Origin of the sequence: Bradyrhizobium sp. WSM1417, assembly GCF_000515415.1 — a bacterium.
GTDB lineage: Bacteria > Pseudomonadota > Alphaproteobacteria > Rhizobiales > Xanthobacteraceae > Bradyrhizobium.
In genome coordinates this window covers 2602576-2624386 of the sequence record NZ_KI911783.1, presented here as the reverse complement: position 1 = coordinate 2624386, position 21811 = coordinate 2602576, and the positions used below count along the sequence as shown (strand labels likewise).

The 21811-nt window shown below is 64.9% G+C and carries 23 protein-coding genes; 13 read left to right on the top strand and 10 right to left on the bottom strand.

Annotated features, from left to right (window positions below; translation table 11 throughout):
- Positions 1 to 2: 2 nt before the first annotated feature.
- From BRA1417_RS0112620 to BRA1417_RS0112610, 3 genes are read right to left on the bottom strand one after another with little or no spacing between them, the layout of a single operon-like run.
- On the bottom strand, positions 3 to 734 hold the full coding sequence (locus tag BRA1417_RS0112620; protein ID WP_027516072.1) for an amino acid ABC transporter ATP-binding protein: 732 nt from the start codon (positions 732 to 734) through the stop codon (positions 3 to 5).
- Complete coding sequence (locus BRA1417_RS0112615) at positions 731 to 1384, bottom strand: amino acid ABC transporter permease (protein ID WP_007600584.1); 654 nt, start codon at positions 1382 to 1384, stop codon at positions 731 to 733. Before BRA1417_RS0112615 ends, BRA1417_RS0112620 begins: the two co-directional genes overlap by 4 nt.
- 32 nt (positions 1385 to 1416) lie before the next feature.
- Complete coding sequence (locus BRA1417_RS0112610; RefSeq protein ID WP_027516071.1) at positions 1417 to 2175, bottom strand: ABC transporter substrate-binding protein; 759 nt, start codon at positions 2173 to 2175, stop codon at positions 1417 to 1419.
- Positions 2176 to 2355: 180 nt separating this feature from the next.
- Here BRA1417_RS0112610 and BRA1417_RS0112600 point away from each other — a divergent pair, with 180 nt between their 5' ends.
- Entirely contained in the window at positions 2356 to 3030 is a 675-nt protein-coding gene (locus tag BRA1417_RS0112600; RefSeq protein WP_027516070.1) for a helix-turn-helix domain-containing protein, read from the top strand.
- Between the two features lie 116 nt (positions 3031 to 3146).
- Here BRA1417_RS0112600 and BRA1417_RS0112595 read toward each other — a convergent pair whose 3' ends face one another.
- A complete protein-coding gene (locus BRA1417_RS0112595; protein WP_027516069.1) occupies positions 3147 to 4412 on the bottom strand; it encodes a D-amino acid dehydrogenase in 1266 nt (421 codons plus the stop codon).
- A gap of 68 nt (positions 4413 to 4480) precedes the next feature.
- A complete protein-coding gene (locus BRA1417_RS0112590; RefSeq protein WP_035968482.1) occupies positions 4481 to 5809 on the bottom strand; it encodes an aspartate aminotransferase family protein in 1329 nt (442 codons plus the stop codon).
- A 149-nt stretch (positions 5810 to 5958) separates the two neighbouring features.
- Here BRA1417_RS0112590 and BRA1417_RS0112585 point away from each other — a divergent pair, with 149 nt between their 5' ends.
- Positions 5959 to 6507 (top strand): cupin domain-containing protein, encoded by a 549-nt coding sequence (locus BRA1417_RS0112585; protein ID WP_027516067.1) that lies wholly within the window; start codon positions 5959 to 5961, stop codon positions 6505 to 6507.
- 140 nt (positions 6508 to 6647) lie between these two features.
- On the top strand, positions 6648 to 6800 hold the full coding sequence (locus tag BRA1417_RS44750; protein ID WP_198034821.1) for a hypothetical protein: 153 nt from the start codon (positions 6648 to 6650) through the stop codon (positions 6798 to 6800).
- A 43-nt stretch (positions 6801 to 6843) separates the two neighbouring features.
- On the opposite strand, the gene BRA1417_RS0112575 is transcribed toward BRA1417_RS44750, so the two are convergent.
- From BRA1417_RS0112575 to BRA1417_RS0112565, 3 genes are read right to left on the bottom strand one after another with little or no spacing between them, the layout of a single operon-like run.
- Complete coding sequence (locus BRA1417_RS0112575; RefSeq protein ID WP_027516066.1) at positions 6844 to 9099, bottom strand: xanthine dehydrogenase family protein molybdopterin-binding subunit; 2256 nt, start codon at positions 9097 to 9099, stop codon at positions 6844 to 6846.
- Positions 9086 to 10147, bottom strand: coding sequence for a xanthine dehydrogenase family protein subunit M (locus BRA1417_RS0112570; RefSeq protein ID WP_027516065.1), 1062 nt, complete (start codon positions 10145 to 10147; stop codon positions 9086 to 9088). Before BRA1417_RS0112570 ends, BRA1417_RS0112575 begins: the two co-directional genes overlap by 14 nt.
- Complete coding sequence (locus tag BRA1417_RS0112565; protein ID WP_027516064.1) at positions 10144 to 10641, bottom strand: (2Fe-2S)-binding protein; 498 nt, start codon at positions 10639 to 10641, stop codon at positions 10144 to 10146. The genes BRA1417_RS0112570 and BRA1417_RS0112565 overlap by 4 nt, the downstream gene beginning before the upstream one ends.
- A 238-nt stretch (positions 10642 to 10879) precedes the next feature.
- On the opposite strand from BRA1417_RS0112565, the gene BRA1417_RS0112560 reads away from it, so the two are divergent.
- The gene (locus tag BRA1417_RS0112560) at positions 10880 to 11518 is read left to right on the top strand and encodes a TetR/AcrR family transcriptional regulator (RefSeq protein ID WP_027516063.1); all 639 of its coding nucleotides are present in this window, start codon (positions 10880 to 10882) and stop codon (positions 11516 to 11518) included.
- Between the two features lie 2 nt (positions 11519 to 11520).
- Here the strand turns inward: BRA1417_RS0112560 and BRA1417_RS40265 are convergent, their stop codons facing one another.
- Positions 11521 to 12426, bottom strand: a complete 906-nt coding sequence (locus BRA1417_RS40265; protein ID WP_156948702.1) for a LysR family transcriptional regulator — start codon at positions 12424 to 12426, stop codon at positions 11521 to 11523.
- Between the two features lie 93 nt (positions 12427 to 12519).
- Between BRA1417_RS40265 and BRA1417_RS41740 the strand changes: the two genes are divergently transcribed.
- Positions 12520 to 12936, top strand: coding sequence for a cupin domain-containing protein (locus BRA1417_RS41740; RefSeq protein ID WP_051448324.1), 417 nt, complete (start codon positions 12520 to 12522; stop codon positions 12934 to 12936).
- Positions 12937 to 13002: 66 nt separating this feature from the next.
- Positions 13003 to 13404 (top strand): DUF4864 domain-containing protein, encoded by a 402-nt coding sequence (locus BRA1417_RS0112545; protein WP_027516062.1) that lies wholly within the window; start codon positions 13003 to 13005, stop codon positions 13402 to 13404.
- Here the strand turns inward: BRA1417_RS0112545 and BRA1417_RS0112540 are convergent.
- Positions 13401 to 14666 (bottom strand): MFS transporter, encoded by a 1266-nt coding sequence (locus tag BRA1417_RS0112540; protein WP_027516061.1) that lies wholly within the window; start codon positions 14664 to 14666, stop codon positions 13401 to 13403. The two genes, BRA1417_RS0112545 and BRA1417_RS0112540, sit on opposite strands and share 4 nt — an antisense overlap.
- Positions 14667 to 14818: 152 nt before the next feature.
- Here BRA1417_RS0112540 and BRA1417_RS0112535 point away from each other — a divergent pair, with 152 nt between their 5' ends.
- From BRA1417_RS0112535 to flhA, 7 genes are all read left to right on the top strand, one after another.
- The gene (locus tag BRA1417_RS0112535) at positions 14819 to 15265 is read left to right on the top strand and encodes a hypothetical protein (protein WP_027516060.1); all 447 of its coding nucleotides are present in this window, start codon (positions 14819 to 14821) and stop codon (positions 15263 to 15265) included.
- A 79-nt stretch (positions 15266 to 15344) separates the two neighbouring features.
- The gene (locus tag BRA1417_RS0112530) at positions 15345 to 15629 is read left to right on the top strand and encodes a hypothetical protein (protein ID WP_027516059.1); all 285 of its coding nucleotides are present in this window, start codon (positions 15345 to 15347) and stop codon (positions 15627 to 15629) included.
- A gap of 9 nt (positions 15630 to 15638) precedes the next feature.
- Positions 15639 to 17075: a TolC family protein gene (locus BRA1417_RS0112525; RefSeq protein WP_027516058.1), complete on the top strand. Its 1437-nt coding sequence runs from the start codon at positions 15639 to 15641 to the stop codon at positions 17073 to 17075.
- Between the two features lie 13 nt (positions 17076 to 17088).
- Positions 17089 to 18426 (top strand): copper oxidase, encoded by a 1338-nt coding sequence (locus BRA1417_RS0112520; RefSeq protein WP_027516057.1) that lies wholly within the window; start codon positions 17089 to 17091, stop codon positions 18424 to 18426.
- A gap of 35 nt (positions 18427 to 18461) precedes the next feature.
- A complete protein-coding gene (locus BRA1417_RS0112515) occupies positions 18462 to 18917 on the top strand; it encodes a plastocyanin/azurin family copper-binding protein (RefSeq protein WP_035968480.1) in 456 nt (151 codons plus the stop codon).
- 15 nt (positions 18918 to 18932) lie between these two features.
- Positions 18933 to 19235 (top strand): copper-binding protein, encoded by a 303-nt coding sequence (locus BRA1417_RS0112510; protein ID WP_027516055.1) that lies wholly within the window; start codon positions 18933 to 18935, stop codon positions 19233 to 19235.
- A 280-nt stretch (positions 19236 to 19515) separates the two neighbouring features.
- Positions 19516 to 21657, top strand: a complete 2142-nt coding sequence (gene flhA, locus BRA1417_RS0112505; RefSeq protein ID WP_027516054.1) for a flagellar biosynthesis protein FlhA — start codon at positions 19516 to 19518, stop codon at positions 21655 to 21657.
- The last annotated feature ends 154 nt before the right edge of the window (positions 21658 to 21811 follow it).

Genomic DNA, 21811 nt, shown 5'->3' with positions numbered 1-21811 from the left:
GATCAGAGCGGATGCAGCACGCGGCGCAGAAAATCCTGCGTCCGCGCATGCTGCGGTTGGTTGAGCACCGATTTCGCCGGCCCCTGCTCGACGATGACGCCGCCGTCGATGAACAGCACGCGGTCTGCGACGTCGCGGGCAAAACCCATCTCATGGGTGACGACGACCATGGTCATGCCGTCGTCGGCGAGCTTGCGCATCACACCGAGAACGTCGCCGACCAATTCAGGATCGAGCGCCGAGGTCGGTTCGTCGAACAGGATGGCCTTGGGCTGCATCGCCAGCGCCCGCGCGATCGCGACGCGTTGCTGCTGGCCGCCAGAGAGCTGCGGCGGATGTTCGTTGGCTTTCTCGGCAAGGCCCACCTGGGCGAGCAGCGCGCGGCCACGCTCGAATGCCTGCGCACGCGGCTCCTTCTTCACATAGAGCGGACCTTCAACCACGTTCTCCAGCACGGTCCGGTGCGGAAACAAATTGAAGCGCTGGAACACCATCGAGACCTGGGTGCGGACTTGCACGATCGACGGCGCGTCGCGGTCGACCTTCAATCCCTCGACGCTGATCTCGCCGCGGTCGTAGCTTTCGAGCCCGTTGATACAGCGCAAGATGGTGGACTTGCCGGAGCCGGAGGGGCCGACGATGCAGACCACCTCGCCTTTCTGGACGGACGCCGTGATGCCCTTGAGCACCTCGTTCTCGCCAAAGCTCTTGTGGACGTCGGTCAGCTCGATCATTTCTTGCCGGCCCGCTTCTCGAAGTGACGGACCAGCAGGATCAGCGGAATGCTCATGGTGAGATACATCAGCGCAACCATCGTGAACACGTTGGTGTTCTTGAAGGTCGAGGACGCGATCAGCTTGCCCTGAAGGGCGAGCTCGGCGACCGTGATGGTCGAGGCCTGCGAGGAATCCTTCAGCATCATGATCATGACGTTGCCATAGGGCGGCAGCACGATGCGCACCGCCTGCGGCAGCACGACGCGACGCATGGTCAGCCACCAGCCCATGCCGATCGATTGCGCCGCCTCGATCTGCCCCTTGTCGATCGCCTCGATGCCGGCGCGGAAATTTTCCGCCTGATAAGCCGAGTAGGCGATGCCGAGCCCGAGGATCGCGGCCTGCAACGCGGACAGCGTGACGCCGAGATCGGGCATCACGAAGTAGAGGTAGAACAACAGCACGATGATCGGAATGCCGCGGATGACGTTGATCAGGCTGGCGCTGAGCAGCGATAGGACGCGGATGCCGGAGACCCGCATCATCGCCCAGACCAGGCCAAGCACCGTCGAGAGCAGCAGCGAACCGATGGTGACGACGATCGTCAGCACGACGCCGCTCATCAGGATCGGGAAGAACTCGGCGGCGTCGTGCCAGAAGCCTTTCATCGATCAGCCTTCATCGATCGGCGGGCTGGCGATCAACCCTGCGCCTTCAGGCCCCATTTATCGAGGATCTTGTCGATGGTGCCGTTGGCCTTCAGCTTGGCGAGCGAGGCGTTGATCTTGCCGAGCAGCGCGGTCTCGCCCTTGCGCACGCCGATGCCGACCGAACCGACGGTGACGGGCTTGTAGCCGTCGACCAGGCGCACCTCGGGGAAGCCGCCCTGCTTCAGATTATAGGCGAGGATCGGATAGTCGGCGTAACCGGCTTTGAGGCGGCCGGTGTTCACGTCGCGCAGGATGTCGGGGATGGTGTCGTAGGCCTTGACCTCGGCGAACAGGCCGGACTTCTTCAGCGCGTCGACGAAGGCGGTGCCGACCTGGGCACCGACCGTCTCGCCCTTCAGATCGTCCTGGGTGGCGTAGGCCTTGGCGTCGCTCTTGGGGACCACGAGGCCTTCGCCATAGGTGTAGATCGGGTCGGAGAAGTCGACGACCTCCTTGCGCGGCGCCGTGATGAACATCGCGGCCGCGATGATGTCGATCTTGCTTGAGGTCAGCGACGGGATCAGCGCCGAGAACTGCATCGGCTCGATCTGCACGTTGAAGCCGGCATCCTTGCCCACTTCAGTGACGAGATCGACCATGATGCCCTGGATGGAATTGGTCTTGGTGTCGAGGAAGGTGAAGGGAATGCCTGTCGGCGTCGAGCCGACCTTCAGCACTTGCTGCGCCGAAGCCGGCGCTGCTGCGGCAATCGCGAATGCCGCGACCGCGGCCAGACCAAAACGCTTCATCGCATCCCCCTTGGGCCCGGCCGATGGCGGCGCTCGCAGATCTCGTCATCGCAGACGTTGCGGGCCAAGCCGTTTCGGCCTATTTTCACCAGTATGAAAATTTGGTCACACTTTCGCGGCCGATGCAAGCGGTTTTCATGCACATGAAGGAAACGGTTTGACGTGAGCGGTGGCAAAAGAATGCGCAGACCGGCCGCCGCAAAGCGGGTGAAGAAGGTGCAGATAAAGGTGAAGGTCAAAGCCAACGCCAGCACCAGGACTATTGGGAAAGCGGCCGAGCCGGCGATGGATGTCGCGGTCGGCCGCCGCATTCGCGATCTCAGGCGGATCAGGCAATTCTCGCTCGAGACGGTCGCTTCGCGCACGGATCTCTCGATCGGCTTTCTCAGCCAGATCGAGCGCGGCCTGTCGTCGCCGTCGCTGCGCGTGCTGGCCACGCTCGCCGACGTGCTCGGCGTCGGCATCGCCGCGCTGTTCGGCGCGAGCCCGAGCGCCGACGGCGCATCCGGCCAAATCGTCACGCGCGGGCTTCAGCGGCCCGAATTGAAGCTCTGGCGCACCGGCGTGTCGAAGCAATTGCTGAGCCCGGCGAGCGCCGACAACCGGCTCAATCTGTTCCTGGTACATCTGGAGCCCGGCGGCTCCACCGGCGACGAGCTCTATACCCATGACGGCGAGGAAGCCGGCCTCGTGCTCGAAGGCGAGATGATGCTGACAGTGGACAACGAGACATGGTCGCTGAAGACCGGCGACAGTTTTCGGTTTGCCAGCCGGAGGCCGCACCGGTTTTCAAATCCGGCCAATGACGCGAAGGCCGTGGTGCTGTGGGTGAATTGCGTGACGGGGACGGCGTAGCGCAGCCGTCATTCCGGGGCGATGCGCAGCATCGAACTATGGTGCGCAATTGCGCACGTGAGAATCTCGAGATTCCGGGTTCGCCTCTTCGAGGCGCCCCGGAATGACGGCCTCACTTAGCCAAACCGGTACTTATATCGGTCCACCGTCAGCGCACTCACATCAATGTCCGGCTTCTTGCCCGACAGCATGTCGGCGAGCACGCGGCCGGAGCCGCAGGACATGGTCCAGCCTAGCGTGCCGTGGCCGGTGTTGAGGTGAAGGTTGGCGTACTGCGTCGGGCCGATCACGGGCGGGCCGTCCGGCGTCATCGGGCGCAGACCGCTCCAGAACGTCGCCTTGGAGAGATCGCCGCCGCGCGGGAACAGATCGGTCAGGGAGTGATCGAGCGTGGCGCGGCGCGCATCATAGAGCTGGCTCGAGAAGCCGGAGATCTCGGCGGTGCCGCCGACGCGGATGCGATTGCCGAGGCGCGTGATGGCGACCTTATAGCTCTCGTCCATCACGGTCGATTCGGGCGCGCCGGAAGCGTCCTTGATCGGCACCGTGATCGAATAGCCCTTCACGGGATAGACCGGCAGCGAAATATCGAGCGGCGCGACCAGCCGCGACGACCAGCTTCCAAGCGCGAGCACGTAAGCGTCTGCCTGCAACATTCCGGCGCTGGTCACGACGCCGCTGACGCGCCCGCCGTCGCTGACGATGCGGTCGATGCCGGTGTTGAACATGAAGCGCACGCCGAGCGCTTCGGCATGCTTGGCCAGCGCCTGCGTGAACATGTGACAGTCGCCGGTCTCGTCCTGCGGCAAGCGCAGTCCGCCCGCGAACTTCTCCTTCACGCCCGCCAGCGCCGGCTCGGCCGCGATGCAGCCCTCGCGGCTCAGCACCTCGAACGGCACGCCGTATTGCTTGAGCACGGCGATGTCCTCACCGGTACCGTCGAGCTGGGCCTGGTAGCGGAACAGCTGCAGCGTACCCTGCGAGCGCTCGTCATACTGAATACCGATGTCGCGGCGCAGGTCGCGCAGGCAATCGCGGCTGTATTCCGCGATCGGAATCATCCGGCTCTTGTTGATCGCGTAGCGTTCGCTGGTGCAATTGCGCAGCATCTTGAGCAGCCAGACCCACATCACGGGATCGAGCTTCGGCCGGATCACCAGCGGGCCGTGCTTCATCAGCAGCCATTTGACCGCCTTCACCGGTACGCCGGGACCAGCCCAGGGCGAGGAATAGCCGGGCGACACTTCGCCGGCATTGGCAAAGGAGGTCTCGAGCGCCGGTTCGGGCTGACGGTCGACGACCGTCACCTCATGCCCGGCACGCGCGAGGTAGTAGGCAGAGGTGACACCGATGACACCGCTGCCGAGGATCAGAACTTTCACGCTTGGTCAGACTCCCGCGGCATCCGCTCGCCGCTGCAAGAGGAACTCCGCAACGGCGAGAGCAATTATCAGGCCACCCGCTTGATGGCATCGCCGAGGATCGACACAATATCGTCGATGTGGCTCTTCTCGACGATGAGCGGAGGCGACAGCGCAAAGCTATCGCCGCTCATGCGGAAGTACAGCCCGCGATTGAAGCAATCGACCATGACGTCGTAGCCACGCCCGCCGACCGTGCCGTCACGCGGCGACAACTCGACCGCGCCCATCAGGCCGCAATTGCGGATGTCGACGACGTTGGGCAGACCCTTCAGCGAATGCAGCGCATCGCGCCAGTATTCGGAGATCGACGTACCGCGCGTCAGCAGGCCTTCGTCCTTGTAGATGTCGAGCGTGGCGATACCCGCGGCGCAGGCGACCGGATGCGCCGAATAGGTATAGCCGTGGAACAGCTCCATCGCGTTCTCCGGGCCGACCATCAGGCCGTCGTGCACCTTGCGGCTCGCGAACACGGCGCCGCAGGGAATGGTGCCGTTGGTGATGCCCTTGGCCGTCGTCATCATATCAGGCGTGACGCCGAAGAAGTTGGCGGCGAACGGCGTGCCGAGCCGGCCGAAGCCGGTGATGACCTCGTCGAAGATCAGGAGGATGCCGTGCTTGTCGCAGATCTCGCGCAGGCGCTGGAGATAACCCTTCGGCGGCGGCAACACCGCGGTCGAGCCCGGCACCGGCTCGACGATGACGGCAGCGATGGTCTCGGCGCCGTGCAAGGCCACCAACCGCTCGAGATCATCGGCGAGCTCGGCGCCATGCTCGGGCTGATCCTTGGCGAAGGCGTTGCGGGTGAGATCGTGGGTATGGCGGATGTGGTCGACGCCCGGCAGCAGGGTGGCGAAGGCGCGGCGGTTGGCGACCATGCCACCGACCGAGGTGCCGCCGAAGCCGACGCCGTGATAGCCGCGCTCGCGGCCGATCAGGCGGGTGCGGCTCGCCTGGCCGTTGGCGCGGTGATAGGCGAGCGCGATCTTGAGCGCGGTGTCGACCGACTCAGAGCCGGAATTGGTGAAGAAGATGCGATCGAGGCCCTTCGGCGCGATTTCAGCCAGCCGCTCGGCGAAGTCGAATGCCAACGGATGGCCCATCTGGAACGACGGTGCGAAGTCCAGCGTCATCAGCTGGCGCTCGACGGCGGCGGCGATCTGCTTACGGCCGTGGCCGGCATTGACGCACCAAAGGCCGGCGGAGGCGTCGATCACCTTGCGGCCGTCGACGGTGGTGTAGTGCATGCCCTCGGCCGAGGAGAACAGGCGCGGCGCCTTCTTGAACTGCCGGTTGGCCGTGAACGGCATCCAGAACGAGTCGGTCTTGATGGTGTTCGGAATCTGATGAAGGGTCACGGGCCACGCTCCTTTGCTGACTTGCTACCAGAGGCACGGCTTGAAAAGCGCAACAAGTCCTTTTCTGATGGCCTGCAAGCCATTGATTTTACTGGGGCTGCCGGTCCATATTTGCGCGATCCGCAACACCTGCAACACGGGACAGGGACATGAGCGTCGATATCGGTGGACGGCTGCGATTCATTCGGGCGCGCCAGAAGCTGTCGCAGCGCGAACTCGCCAAACGCGCCGGCGTCACCAATTCGACGATTTCGCTGATCGAGTCCAACCAGATGAACCCCTCGGTCGGCGCGCTCAAGCGCATCCTCGACGGCATTCCGATGGGGCTCGCCGAGTTCTTCGCGCTGGAGCCGGAGAGCCGGCGCAAGATCTTCTACCGCGGCGAAGAGCTGACCGAGGTCGGCAAGAAGCCGATCTCGTATCGGCAAGTCGGCGACAATCTGTTCGGGCGCAGCCTGCAGATCCTGAAGGAGCGCTACGAGCCCGGCAGCGACACCGGGCGCGTTCACCTCGTCCATGACGGCGAGGAAGGCGGCATCGTGATCTCGGGAAAGCTCGAGGTCACCGTCGAGGACGAGCGCCGCATCCTCAATCCGGGCGATGCCTACTACTTCGAGAGCCGTCGCCCGCATCGCTTCCGCTGTATCGGCGGCAAGCCGTGCGAGGTGATCTCGGCCTGCACACCGCCGACATTTTGAAGTTGTCCGCAATCCTACGGAGCCACCGGTATCATACGGAGTTTGAGCCATCTCAATTTCCGCAGCCTGATCCCTCTATATGTTTCGGGCCATAGCCAAGCAGCCTCCGCTTCCGGAGCCGCTTTGTAACAGGGCTCGCTATGAAGATCACGCTCGCACATGCAGAGGCTGCACTCGATGAAGTGCAGCGCGACAGCGACAAGCTCCATTCGGAGGAGCTGCGCAAGGCCATCGCGAACTACATCGAGTCGCAGCGAGAAGCGCTCAAGGCTCTACGCAAGAAGCTGCATTAGCACGCGGCGGAGCAAGACGGCCTCGCCCGCCGCTGCTTAAAGCCTACGTCAACAGCTCCTCGATCCGGATCGGGAAGCGGCGGACACGCACGCCCGTCGCGTGCCACACCGCGTTGGCGACCGCGCCCGCGCTGCCGGTGATGCCGATTTCGCCGACACCCTTGATGCCGAGCGCGTTCACGTGCGGATCGTGCTCCTCGACCGTGATCACGTCGAGCGGCGGCACGTCGGCATTCACCGGGATATGGTACTCGCCGAGATTGGCGTTCATGATCCTTCCAGTGCGACGGTCGGTGATGGCTTCCTCGTGCAACGCGAAGGACAGGCCCCAGATCATGCCACCGAACAGCTGACTCTGCACCATGCGCGGGTTGACGATGCGTCCCGCGGCGAAGGCGCCGACCATGCGGGTGACGCGGACCTGGCCGAGTTCGGGATCGACCTTCACCTCCGCGAATACCGCGCCATGGGCGTGCATCGCATACTCCTCCATCGCCGCCGGATTCGGCGCGCCGGTGCCGCGCGCCTCGACCTCGGCGACGGCGGCGCGCGCGATAATCTCGGAATAGCTTTCGCCGCGGCTGTCATCGTCGCGCCGGATCAACCTGCCATCGCGCGCGATCACGCCGGCATTGCCGGCACCGAACAGCGGCGAGCGCTCATCGCTGGTGGCGAGATCGGCGAGTTTTGCTATCACGGCCGCGCCTGCGCTGTGGATCGCGGCACCCGCGGTTGCCGTGTGGGCCGAGCCGCCGGCGATGCCGGCATCGGGCAGGTCGGACGTGCCGGCCTTGAACTCGACGTGGTCGATATCGAGCCCCAGTTCGTCGGCCGCGATTTGGGCCAGCGCGGTCCAGGCGCCCTGCCCCATGTCATGCGCGCCGATCTCCATGGCACCGGAGCCGTCGCGGCGAAGCACGGCACGCGCCTCGGCCTGGAACATCAACGCGGGGAAGGTCGCGGTGCCCATGCCCCAGCCGACCAGAAGGCCGGCATCGTCGCGCATCTGCCGCGGCTGAAGCGATCGCTTCGCCCAGCCGAAGCGCGCCGCACCTTGCTCGTAGCAGGCGCGCAGCGCCTTGGACGAGAACGGCTTGCCGGTGATCGGCTCGACCTCGGCATAATTCTTCAGACGAAAGGCGAGCGGATCCATGCCGCAGGCCCATGCCATCTCGTCGATCGCGCTCTCCAGTGCGATCGAGCCGGTCGCCTCGCCCGGCGCGCGCATGAACAACGGCGTGCCGGTGTTGACGCGCACGGCGTCATGCGAAGTGCGGATCGCAGGCGCCGCATAGAGCGTGTGCGAGGCATCGGCCGCGGGCTCGTAGAAGTCGTCGAACGTGCTCGACACGGTGCGCGCGTGGTGATCGAGCGCGGTCAGGCGCCCCTCGCCATCGGTGCCGATGCGCAGCCGCTGCCGCGTCGGCGCGCGATGGCCGACCGGGCCGTACATCTGCTCGCGGCGCAACACCAGCTTGACCGGTTTGCCGACGAGCTTTGCCGCCATGATGCCGAGGACCGGAGGACCAGCCATGAGTCCCTTCGAGCCGAACCCGCCGCCGAGGAACGGGCTGCGGATGTGGATCTTGTCGTGCGCGATGCCGAACAATTCGGCGACGCGCGCCAACGACAGCATGAGGCCTTGGGTCGGCATGTCGATCTGCAGGTTGTCGCCATCCCATGCAGCCACGATCGCATGCGGCTCCATCGCGTTGTGATATTGTGGCGGCGTTTCGTACACTGCGTCGATCCGCTTCTCGGCCGACGCAAGTCCCGCCTCCACATCGCCGCGATGATTTTCCGTGGGGTTGCCGACGCCGACGGCAGGCGGCACGAAGCTTTCACCCGCATCGAGGCCGATGAGCGCGGGCAGCGTCTCGTAGCGCGGCGCCAGCAGCGCGGCGCCTTCCGTGGCCGCCTCGAGCGTTTCGGCAATCACGACGGCGATCGGCTGGTTGGCGTAGCGGACCTCGTTGCTCTGCAAGACCTCCATCCGGAACACGAATGGATTGGTCTTGATCTCGGGGTCGATCGCGAGCTCAGGCTTGTGGTCTGACGTCATGACATCGACGACGCCGGGGTGGCGCTTGGCAGCGCTGACATCGAGCGAGGTCACGCGACCGCGCGAAATGCTGGCGACGGCCATCACCGCAAACAGCAGGCCGGGCGGATGATTGTCGGCGGCGTAGGTCGCCTGGCCTTTGACCTTAAGCACGCCGTCGCGGCGGGTCAGCGGCTGGCCGATGTTCGAGCCGTGGCGCAGATGAGCGGGCGCGCTGGTGAGATTAAGCTCGGGCATGAATGGCTCCGGACGTCGAGGCAAAGGGAGAGGCCGGCAGCGCGGGGATGCGCGCGGGCGTACCGGCGGCGGCGAGGCTTAGCGCGCGCACGACGATGCGGCGCGCGAGTTCGATCTTGAAGACGTTGTCGCCGGACGGTTTTGCGTCGGTGAGCGCGCGCGAGGCGGCGTCCTGGAAAGCGTCCACCGTGGGCGCGACGTTCCTGAGCACGTCCTCCCCAGCGCGGGCGCGCCAGGGCTTTGCAGCGACACCGCCGAGCGCAAGCCGCGCCTCCGCGATCTTGCCGTTCTCGATCCGCAGCGCAGCCGCAGCCGAGACGACGGCAAACGCGTAGGACGTTCGATCGCGGACCTTGAGATAGCGCGCATGCGCGGCAAAGCCCCGCGCAGCGGGCGGCAGGCGCACCGCGACGATGAGATCACCCGGTTCAAGCGCCGATTCACGCTCGGGCGTATCTCCGGGCAGGCGATGAAGTTCGTCGAGCGCGATCTCGCGCCGCCCGCTCCTGCCTTCGATCTCGACGATGGCGTCAAGCGCGACCAAGGGTACGCAGAAGTCGGATGGATGCGTTGCGATGCAGTTTTCGCTCCAGCCGAGCACGGCGTGGGTGCGGTTCTCGCCCTCGCGCGCGTCGCAACCGCTGCCGGCGTCGCGCTTGTTGCAGCGGCTGGCGGTGTCATAGAAATACGCGCAGCGGGTCCGTTGCAGCAGATTGCCGCCGACGGTCGCGGCATTGCGCAATTGCGCCGATGCGCCGGAGAGCAGCGCTTCGGCGACGGCCGGATAGGACTTTGCGAAGTCGGCGTCATGCGCGAGATCTGCGTTGCTCACCAGTGCGCCGATACGCATACCACCGTCGGCAAGGCGCTCGATCCGATCGAGGCCGTTGAGATGGGTGACGTCGACCAGACGATCCGGACGGCTGACGCCCCCCTTCATCAGATCGAGCAGGTTGGTGCCGGCGGCGAGATAAACGGCGCCCGGCTGCGCCGCGGCCGCGACGGCCTCGGCCACCGTGGCGGGCCTGACATAATCGAATTGCTTCATGCGGAGCGCCTCTGGTTGGATTCGTCCATGCCGGCCTGCGCGTCGAGCACGGCATCGACGATGCCGGCATAAGCGCCGCAGCGGCACAGATTGCCGCTCATGCATTCGCGAATGCGCTCGGCATCGTTGCCGGCCTGCGCCTCGCTCATCATGCCGATCGCGCTCATGATCTGGCCGGGCGTGCAGAAGCCGCACTGAAAGCCGTCGTGGGCGATGAAGGCGGCCTGCACGGGGTGAAGCTGGTCGCCGCGCGCGATACCTTCGATTGTGAGGATGTCGGCGCCGTCATGACTGATCGCGAGCGCGAGGCAGGAGTTGATGCGCTTGCCGTCGACGAGAATGGTGCAGGCGCCGCATTGGCCGCGGTCGCATCCCTTCTTGGTTCCGGTCAGATGGAGGCGCTCACGCAGGAGATCGAGCAGCGTGACGCGCGGATCGTCGAGGACGAAGTCGCGCCGCGCACCGTTCACGGTGAGGCTGATGGAGTGGTTCATACAAGGCTCCGATCAGATATGGACATGAGTCGTCGCGCAGCGCGCCACCGCCGTGGCCGCCGTCGACATGCGCTGGCCAGGCGGAACCCGGCCAACATCTCACCGAAGATACGGAGGCACCCTCCGCTTAACAAGGGCCGCCGGAAAATTTTTGGAATTCGTCAAAACCCCACGCGTCACCAACGGGATGCAGCCGCCAAGGGTTCAATCTAACCAATTCGTGATCTACAGTGCCGGCATGGACGACCACACTGATCAGACCCGCAAGCCCCGCGCCGACGCCGTGCGCAACCGTGAACGCGTGCTGGAGGCGGCCAAGGCGGTGTTCAACGCGGGTGGTCCCGAGGCGAGCCTGGAGGCGGTGGCAAAACGTGCCGGCGTCGGCATCGGCACGCTCTATCGGCATTTCCCGACCCGCGAGGATTTGTTCGAGGCGGTGTACCGGCGCGAGGTCGAGCAGCTCAGCGAGCTTGCCGAGCAGTTGAAGAACGGGGACCCGGTCGATGCGCTCAGGCGCTGGCTGCACTCAGGCGTCGAGTTCGTTGCCACCAAGAAGGGCATGGTCGCAGCCTTGGCACTCGCGGTGCAGAGCGGGTCGGAGTTGCATGCCTTTTCCTTTGAGCGCCTGACCAAGGCGATCGGCTCGCTGCTCGATCGCGCAGCCGCGGCCGGCGCGATGCGCGCAGACATAAGTCCCGAGGACTTGCTGCGCGCGTTCTTCGGCATGTGCTACATGCACGACCAGCCCGGCTGGCAATCCTCAGTGCTGCGGATGCTCGACGTATTCGTCGACGGTTTGCGGGTGCGACCTGTCGTGAAGGCTAAGGTCCGTGCGGCCGCAAAACCCGCGAAGCCGGCGGCAAAACGGAAGCGATAGCGTCACCCTGTCAGGATCGGCCTCAGTGCCTCGCGATGATGCACGATGAAGTCGAAGAAGGCGGCGATCCGCGGCACACGCCGGAGATCGGGATGCGTCAGGATGCGCCAGCTTCGCGTCAACTCCGGAATCGGGCCAAGGACGCGCACGAGATCGGCTTCGGCATCGCCGAGCGCGACGGGAAGCGGGCCGATGCCGACGCCGGCCTTGATTGCGGAAACGAGGCCAAGCACGCTGTTGACGCGCGCAGCCATCTTGGCATTGGGCGCGACCTCCTTCAGCCATATGACGGCGCGATGCTTGGCAAGGGATTCGTCCAGCCCGACCAGCAAATGAGACGTGAGGTCCTCGACACGATCCGGGCTGCCGTGCCTGTGAAGATAGTCGCGGCTGGCGTAAACTGTCCAGATCGACTCGGCGATCTTGCGCCCGACCAGCTCGTCGTCGGTATCGCCCGAGCGAAAAGCGATATCGACCTCGCCCTTTGACAGATCGAGATAGCCGTCGCTCATCACGAATTCGACCCGCAGCGAAGGATGCAGCGCGTGAAAGTCGCCGACGAGGCCGGACTGGATGAGCCGGGCGACGACCGGCTCGGGACAGGTGACGCGGACCACGCCCTTCATGTCTTGCTCGGCGTCAGCCGTCCGACGCTGGAAGTCGTCGATGGTGGCTTCGACCCGCTCGGCATAAGGCAGCATGATGTGACCGAATTCGGTGAGGCGGTAGCCGCTCGACTGACGCGTCACCAGCGCGCGGCCGAGCCGCCGCTCCAGCTCCTCGAGCCGCCGGTGCACAGTCGACTGGCTGAGGCCGAGCGCCTTGCCGGCGGCAATGGTGCTGCCATGCCGCGCCACCGCCAGGAAATATTTGAGGTCGTTCCAGTCGAACATCGAGCGATTATGCACTTCTGCGGCCGCCGGCCGCAATGTTGCGGCTGCCGGGCCTGAACGACGGCACCTAGGCTGATGTCTTCAGCGACTTTTCAATGGAGACTTTGGATGCGCCCCCATTTCACTCTCGCCGCCGCAATCGTTCTGGGATGCTCGGCTGCAGCCACCGCGCAGGACCATGGGGCACAGGGTATCGCCAAGCCGAATCTGGTGCTTCAACAAGTGGTTGAAGGCTTGCCGAAGGAGGAGAAGCAGTCCGTGCGGGTGATGACCGCATCGTTCAAGCCGGGGGACAAGACGGTCCATCATACCCACCGCTTCCCGGTGACCGTCTACGTGCTGGAAGGCGCCTTCACACTCGAACTCGAGGGCAAGCCGCCGCTGACGGTCAAGGCCGGCGAGGCAATGGTGGAACCGCCGAACGTGGCGATGACCGGCTACAATCGGACGACCGGCGAGACCAGGGTCGTGATCTTCTATGTCAGCGCGGTCGACACGCCCTTCTTCGACCCGCTGTCACATTAGGCTGTTTGCCCGAACATCCGCATGGCGATATTCTTGCTGGCCGGGTTGACCAAGCGAGGTTTTGCCATGCGTGTGCTCCTCGTCCTGATTTTTGCGCTGCTGGCTGTCGCTTCCGCACGCGCCGACGATGTCGGGACGGCACAGGATATCATCCGCGCCCAGGAGCAGGCATTCGGCCGCGACGACGCGCGCGCGGCCTATTCCTACGCCGCACCGGCGATCCGGGAGATCTTCCCCGCGCCCGACATCTTCATGTCCATGGTGCAAAACGGCTACCCGCCGGTCTACCGGCACAAGAGCTTTGAATTTGGCGACAGCAAGAGCGAGGGCAGCCGCATTGCCCAGCACGTCCATATCATCGATGCCAATGGCGAGGCTTGGGAAGCGCTCTACACGCTCGAGCAGCAAGCGGACGGCAGCTACAAGATCACGGGGTGTTCGCTGCTGAAGGCGGGACAGGCCGTCTAGGTCGCAAAACCCGGGCCGGTCCTGACGGCATTCATCCGCGAGCGTATCAGGAGCGTCAAGACGATGCCGATATTGAGTGCGTTCCACGCCACACCGTTGGCGAACGCAGCTGCGTAGGAACCTGTCGCGTCGAAGATGACGCCCGAGACCCAGCCGCCGAACGACATGCCGAACACGGACGCGAAGATCACGATGCCGACGCGGGTTGCGGCCTCGCTCGCAGGCATCGCCTCGCGCACGATGATGGCGTAGCTCGGCACGATGCCGCCCTGGAACAGGCCGAACATCGCGGAGATCAAATACAGCGACGTCAGGCTGTCGAAGAACAGGTAAAACACCAGCGCAAAGCCTTGCGCCAGCGCACCGATCAGCAGCGTGGGGATGCCGCCGATCTTGTCGGCGAGATAGCCCGAGCCGATCCGGCTGACGATGCCGCAGGCCATCATCAGCGATAGCATCTCGGCGCCACGCGCCACGCCATATCCGAGATCGCCGCAATAAGCGACGATATGCACCTGCGGCATTGCCATGGCGACGCAGCAGGAGATGCTCGCGATCGAAAGCAGCACCGTCAGCGTGTTGGTGGAGAGCTTGAGGTCGACCCGCGGCGGCGCTGCATTGGCATGATCGTGAACCTTGTCGTTGCCCATCTGCGCACGCAGGACCAGCACCAGGATGGTCATCAGGCTGACGCAGACGAGGCCGATGCCGATGTGAGTGAAGCGCCAGCCGATCGTCTGCATGCCCGTGCTCACGAGCGGGGGCCACATCGTGCCGGCGACATAATTGCCGCTCGCGACGATGGTCACGGCAAGGCCGCGATAACGCTCGAACCAGTGCGAGGCCTCCGCCATCAGCGGCGCAAAGGTCGCCGAGGTGCCGAGCCCGATCAGGAAATACGCTGCCACGAACTGCCAGAGCTGGGTCGACAGACCCGCCAGCACGTTGGCGACGCCGAGGAAGGCGATGCTGATCGCCATCGCCGCCACGATGCCGAACCGGTCGGTGATCCTGCCGGCGATGACGCCGCCAAGCCCGAAACCGAACATCATCAGGGTGAAAGCCAGCGACACCGCGCCGCGCGTGGCGGAGAATTCGGCCTGCACCGCGGGAATCATGACGACGATCGCCCACATGCCGACGCCGCCGATCGAGCCGATCAGAAGCGCGATGACGAGGCGCATCCAGGCCTGACGCGAATCAGGGGTGAATGCTTCAGGTGTTTGTCCCGATTGATTTGGTGCGTGCACGGGCGGGACCATGGCCCGCGGATCGCTACAGGGTCAAGCATTGTGGCGCGATATTGGGCATGCACGGTGCACTGCGGTAAGAAGGAGCTTGGCGAACGCGCGTTTTGTCATTATTTTGCAAATCAGCGCGTGCAACATTGCCGCGCGGAGAGCATGTCGACGGAATGTTGCTGCGATTGACACGATCGATGCGGATCAGGGTGGGGCGCTTCATTGCCCTCGCCTATCTGTTCTGCGTGCTCGCGCCGGCCGCAAGCCTTGCCTGGGGTAGCGCTCCAGCACCGTGCCTCGACGACGCGCTTCTCGCCGACCGCGTGCCGGTGCATCACCAGATGCAGGCCGGCCACACGCATGACGGCGCCTCGCATCACCACGCCGGGCCGCATGCGCATCACCAGGCCGCCGCGCAGGACGCGCCCCCCGCTCCTCATCATCACGACGGCAAGGGTACGGCGGGACCATGCTGCGCGATGATGTGCGTGAGCGCGCTGCCAGCGGACCTGCCCAGCGTCGCAAAGCCGCTTCAGCCGGTTTCCGCCTGCTCGCCCGAGATCGTGGCCAGCCTGCACAGCGCGGCGCCGCCCCTGCACTACCGCCCTCCCATCGCCTGATCTGACGCGCGACGACGTCAGGCCGAGCGCGCATCCGCGCGCGCGAGCCTGTGGTCTCCAGACAGATCAGGAATGACTCATGCTTACGCTTTCCGGGGCGAAGTCCGCCGCTGCATCCGCGGCGCGGGGACGACATTTTCGATTCAATTGGCCGCTGCTGGCCGCGACGGCATTGGCGTTGTCCGGGTGCATGCCGGCAACGACACAAGTCGCCGGCGCCGATCCTGCCGATCCCGCGGCCAAGGTCGCGCGCGCCGGCTATCGTTCGACGATTGCGCCCTACACCAGCCTGCGGCCCGCGACGCCGGCACCATGGCGCGAGCGCAACGAGAGCGTCGCGCCACAACCCAAACCAGACCGGTAGGAGCGCGCCATGACACACCGTCTCGCGCCAAGCCGTCTCGTGCCAAGCCTGCTCGTTCTTGCCTCGCTCGGCTTGTCGGGCTGTGCCGCCTTCTCGCCCGACAGCGGCATGAATGCCGTCTCGGAGTTGACGAGCCAGGCCATCAAAAAGGATGTCGCCTTTGTGCGAACGGCCGAGGGAGCCGGTGCGGTCGACGCCTGCATTCGCCAACTGCTCTCGCGAACACTCAACCCCGAGACCGCCGTGCAGATCGCACTGCTCAACAACAAGGGGCTTCAGGCCGCCTATAACGAGCTGGCGCTGGCCGAGACCGATCTCGTCAAGCAGAGCCTGCCGCCCAATCCCGTGTTCTCGGTCTCGCGGATCTCGGGCAACGGCGCCAGCGAAATCGAGCGTCAAATTGTCGGCGACATCCTCGCGCTCGCCACGCTGCCGTTCCGCTCGGAGATCGCCCGCGACCGTTTTCGCCAGGCGCAATTGCGAGCTAGCCTGGCGACGTTGCGGCTTGCCGCCGATGTCCGCCGAGCTTATTGGCGCGCCGTTGGCGGCAACGAGATGGTGGCGTTGCTGACGGATGCAAAGGCGACGGCGGAATCGACCGCACAACTCGCGGTCAAGCTCGGCGAGACCGGCTCGATCAACAAGCTCGATCAGGCCCGTGAACAGGTGTTTTACGCCGAAACCACCGCCGACCTTGCCACCGCGCGGCAGACGGCAACGAGCGCGCGCGAAAAGCTGGCGCGCCTGATGGGACTGTGGGACGGCGGCCTCGACTTCCGCCTGCCCAGTCAACTGCCGCCGCTGCCGCGCCGGCCGCAGGCTTTGCCGTCGATCGAAGCCGACGCGGTCGCCCATCGCATCGACCTTCAGATCGCGCGGCTCGAACTGACGGCGCTGGCAAAGTCGCTGAACCTCACCGAGGCGACGCGCTTCGTGACACTGCTCGATCTCGCCGGCATCTCTCGCCGCACCCGGGATCCGGAAGGCGCGCCATTCCGCGAGCGCGGCTTCGATGTGCAGTTCCAGATCCCGATCTTCGACGGCGGCGAGGTTCGGGTGCGGCAGGCGGCTGAGACCTACAATTTCGCCTTCAATCGGCTGACCGAGCGCGCCGTGAATGTACGCTCCGAGGCGCGCGATGCTTACCGGATCTATCGCTCCGGCTACGACATTGCCAGCCACTATCAGCGCGAGATCATCCCCTTGCGAAAAATCATCACCGAGGAGATGCAGCTCCGCTTCTCCAGCATGCAGGTCGATATTTTTGCGCTGCTCACCGAGGCGCGGCAGCGGCTCGCGTCGCTGCGCGGTGCAATCGATGCCAGGCAAAGATTTTTCCTTGCCCAATCCGACTTGCAGACCGCCGTCAATGGCGGCGGCGCGCCTGCTGACGGCGACAATTCAACCACTCTCGCCGCGGCAGCGCCTGCCGATGGCGGTCACTGACATGGAGGCCATCATGTTTTCCCGCCGAGGATTTTTGGGTAGCGCCGCGCTCGCCGGCGCATCCGTCGTCAGCGGCCGCGCGCAGGCCGCCTCCATTCCGGAAGCCCCGCACATGGACAAGGTGGTGATGCAGCCGCCGCTGCACCCCGTCAGTGGGCCGGACTATCGCCCCGTCGTCACGCTGAACGGCTGGTCGCTGCCGTTCAGGATGAACGGCGACTGGAAGGAATTCCATCTCGTCGCCGAGCCCGTGGTGCGCGAATTCGCCGAAGGCATGAAGGTGAATTTGTGGGGCTATAACGGCCAGTCGCCGGGCCCGACCATCGAGGCCGTCGAGGGGGACAAGGTCCGCGTCTTCGTGACCAACAGACTGCCCGAATACACCACCGTGCACTGGCACGGCATGATCATTCCCAGCGGCATGGACGGTGTCGGCGGATTGACGCAGCCGCACATCCAGCCGGGAAAAACCTTCGTCTACGAGTTCGAGATGAGGAAGAGCGGGACCTTCATGTACCACCCCCATTCCGACGAGATGGTGCAGATGGCGATGGGCATGATGGGCATGGTCGTCGTGCATCCGCGTGACCCGAGCTTTCGCGCCGTGGACCGCGACTTCGTCTTCGTCATGAGCACCTATCGCGTCGATCCCGGCACTTATCTGCCGCGCGTCAACGAGATGACCGACTTCAACATGTGGACCTGGAATGCGCGGGTGTTTCCCGGCATCGATCCGCTGCCGGTCAGGCTCGGCGACAAGGTGCGCGTGCGCATCGGCAATCTCAGCATGACCAACCATCCGATCCATTTGCACGGCCACAGCTTTGCGGTGACCTGCACCGATGGCGGCTGGATTCCGGAGAGCGCGCAGTATCCTGAGACGACGACGGACGTGCCGGTCGGTGCTGTCAGGGTGTTCGACGTGCTCGCCGACAACCCCGGCGACTGGGCGTTCCACTGCCACAAGTCGCATCACACCATGAATGCGATGGGACACGACATGCGCAACATGATCGGGGTGTCGCGCAAGGATCTCGCCAGGGCCGTTGGCAAGCTCGCGCCTGACGGCATGGCGATGGGCTCGACCGGCATGGCGATGGGCAACATGGAGATGCCCGCGCCCGACAACACGCTGCCGATGATGACCGGCACCGGTCAGTTCGGCCCGATCGAGATGGGCGGCATGTTCACGGTGATGAAGATCCGCGAAGGCCTCGCGCGCGACGATTATCGCGATCCCGGCCCCTACCAATTCCCGCAAGGCACCGTCGCCTACGAGGTCACGCCGCCGGCCCCGGAGCCGGTGCGGCAACAGCCTGGCGGACCGTCGATGAAGAACATGAAGATGTGAGCGTTTCGATGAACCACCACCAACTGGAGCTACCAATGAAGAAGACGATCAAGCTCGGTCTCGCGCTGGCCGCGCTTTCCACCGCGCCGGCCTTTGCCCACGACCAGCACGGGCACGGCACCTTTTCGGCCGGCGAGCCCGGCGATCCCAAGAAGCCCGCGCGCAAGATCGAGATCCTGTTGAACGAGATGGACTACGCACCCGCCAGGATCGAGGTCAAACGCGGCGAGCAGATCCGCTTCGTGCTGCGCAACGTCGGCAAGGAGGACCATGAATTCCTGCTCGCCACCACCAAAGAGAATCTCGCGCATGCGGTGGAGATGAAGAAGCATCCGCACATGGAGCACGACGATCCTAACGGTGTCAGGCTCGCGCCGAGCAAGACAGCCGAGATCCTTTGGAAGTTCAGCAAGGCCGGCACGTTCGAATTTTCCTGCCTGATTCCCGACCACCGCGACTACGGCATGGTCGGCCACGTCACCGTGAAGTAACGAAGGGAGGCTCCCATGAACCGCATCATCCGCATCGCCGCTGCACTGTCCCTGGCCGTCGGCCTTGCCACAGGTGCCTTGGCGGCCCAGGGCGCCGCGATCAGCGGCGAGGTCAAGAAGATCGACGAGGGCGCCGGCAAGATCACGCTCAAGCACGGACCCGCGAAGAACCTCGGCATGGATGAACCCATGACCATGGTCTACCGCGTCAAGGACCCGGCCGTGCTCAAGCAGGTGAAGGTCGGCGACAAGGTGACCTTCGAAGCCGAGGAGGCGGCGTCGGGCTATACGGTGACCCGGATGGAGAAGACGAAGTAGGGTCGTCTTGGTCCTTCCGGGGCGCGCACAGCGTGAACCCGGAATGACGTCCGGGCCCCGAAACACCCCGGTCAGCCCCCATGCCGCACTCTTTATTAACCGTTTGCTAACCATACACCCGGCAATAATTGCCCAGTGGAGTCGAGTGTCGTCAGCCGCGTAGAACGGGGAATCCCCTGTGGACGCCAGTGCGGTGCCTCACCTTCGGAACGGCGGCCCCTCGGCCGCCGCGCAGACATTTGGGGCGCGCGGACGGCAGTCGCGCGGAGGGGCAGCTACCATGGTCGACGTCACCGCGGGACAGGGCGTAGGCAGCACAAACGCTGGCTTCCCCACCCTTGCCGAGATCGGCAACATCCTCAAGCGCGGCGATATCGCGCTGGCGCTCGGCGTCCTCACCATCCTGGTGGTGCTGATCCTTCCCCTGCCCGCGATCGTGCTGGACCTATTCCTGGCGATTTCGATCACGCTCTCGATCCTGATCCTGATGACGTCGCTGTTCATCCAGGCGCCGCTGGAATTCTCCGCTTTCCCGACGGTCCTGCTGATCTCGACCATGCTGCGGCTGTCGCTCAACATGGCCTCGACCCGCCTGATCCTGTCGCACGGGCACGAGGGCACGGATGCCGCCGGTCACGTCATCGAAGCCTTCGGCAGCTTCGTGATGGGCGGCAATTTCGTCATCGGCATCATCGTCTTCGCCATCCTGATCATCGTCAACTTCGTCGTCATCACCAAGGGTTCGGGCCGTATCGCCGAAGTCGCGGCGCGCTTCCACCTCGACGCCATGCCCGGCAAGCAGATGGCGATCGACGCCGACCTCTCCGCCGGCCTGATCGACGAGGCCGTGGCCAAGCAGCGGCGCAAGGATTTGGAGGACGAGAGCGGCTTCTTCGGCGCCATGGACGGTGCCTCCAAATTCGTCCGCGGCGACGCCATTGCCGGCCTTCTGATCGTCTTCATCAACGTCGTCGGCGGCATGATCATCGGCGTGGCGCAGCAGGGCCTGTCCTTTGCCGACGCCGGCCGCAGCTATACGCTGCTGACCGTCGGTGACGGCCTCGTCACCCAGGTGCCGGCGCTGATCGTTTCGACCGCGGCCGGCCTGCTCGTCTCCAAGGCCGGCGTGTCCGGCGCCGCCGACAAGGCGCTGATGAAGCAGTTCTCCGGATATCCGCAGGCGCTCGCGATGTCCGCGGCGGTCATGCTGGTGCTGGCGGCCCTGCCGGGCATCCCGACCCTTCCCTTCCTGGCGCTCGGCTCCGGCGCCGGCGCGCTCGCCTGGCACGCCCGCAACCGCAACCGGGCAACTGCCAGGGCTGAGGAAGTTGCGAAGACCGCACCTGCGCCGGGAACGCCGGGTGCAGCCGGCTCCGCAACGGCGGAGGAGCCGATCTCCGCGGCGCTGAAGATCGACGACCTCAAGATCGAGCTCGGCTATGCCCTGCTGCCGCTGGTCAACGGCCCCGACGGCACCGACCGCCTCACCGAGCAGATCAAGGCGCTGCGCCGTTCGCTCGCGATCGAGATGGGTTTCGTGATGCCGGCCGTGCGCATCCTCGACAACGTCCAGCTCGAAGCCAACACCTACATCATCAAGATCAAGGAGGTCGACGCCGGCACCGGCAAGATCTGGCCGAGCCAGTTCATGGTCATGGACCCCGGCGGCAGCCAAGTGCAGGTGCCCGGCATCCACACCACCGAGCCGACCTTCGGCCTGCCCGCAACCTGGGTCGATGCCAGCCTCAAGGAGGAGGCCTCGCTCAAAGGCTATACCGTCGTCGACGCCGCGACCGTGCTCTCGACACACCTCACCGAGCTGCTCAAGGCCAACATGTCGGACCTGCTCTCCTATGGCGAGGTGCAGAAGCTGCTCAAGGAGCTGCCGAAGGAGCAGGGCGAGCTGGTCAAGGACATCGTTCCCGGACAGGTCACGGTCTCCGGCATCCAGCGCGTGCTGCAGCTGCTGCTCGCCGAGCGCATCTCGATCCGCGACCTCTCGACCATCCTCGAAGGCATCGCCGACTCGCTCGCCTTCTCGCGCAATCCCGCCACTATGGTCGAGCACGTCCGCGCCCGCCTGGCGCGGCAGATCTGTGCGCAGAACACCTCTTACAGCGGCTACCTGCCGCTGATCGCGCTGTCAGCGCGGTGGGAACAAGCCTTCGCCGAATCCATTATCGGTCAGGGCGAGGAGCGCAGCCTCGCGATGCAGCCCTCGAAGCTGTCGGAGTTCATGACCGGCGTGCGCGAGGCCTTTGAGCGCGCTGCGCGCGAAGGCGAGGCGCCCGTGCTGGTCACCTCTGCGGCAATTCGTCCCTTCGTGCGTTCGCTGGTCGAGCGGTTCCGGGCCCAGACGACCGTGCTGTCGCAGGCTGAAATCCACCCCAGGGCGAGATTGAAAACCGTCGGAAGCATCTGATTTGCCTTAAGAAGCCGTGTGTTTTTTGGCCACAGGCAAATGGTTTTTCAGGTTTTGGCGCCTTGCCGATCAACGGCGGGCAAGGCGCCTGACAAACAGATTACAGCTTTGAAATAATTGCCAAATTGCACGATCCAGGGTCGCTTTCGATCGC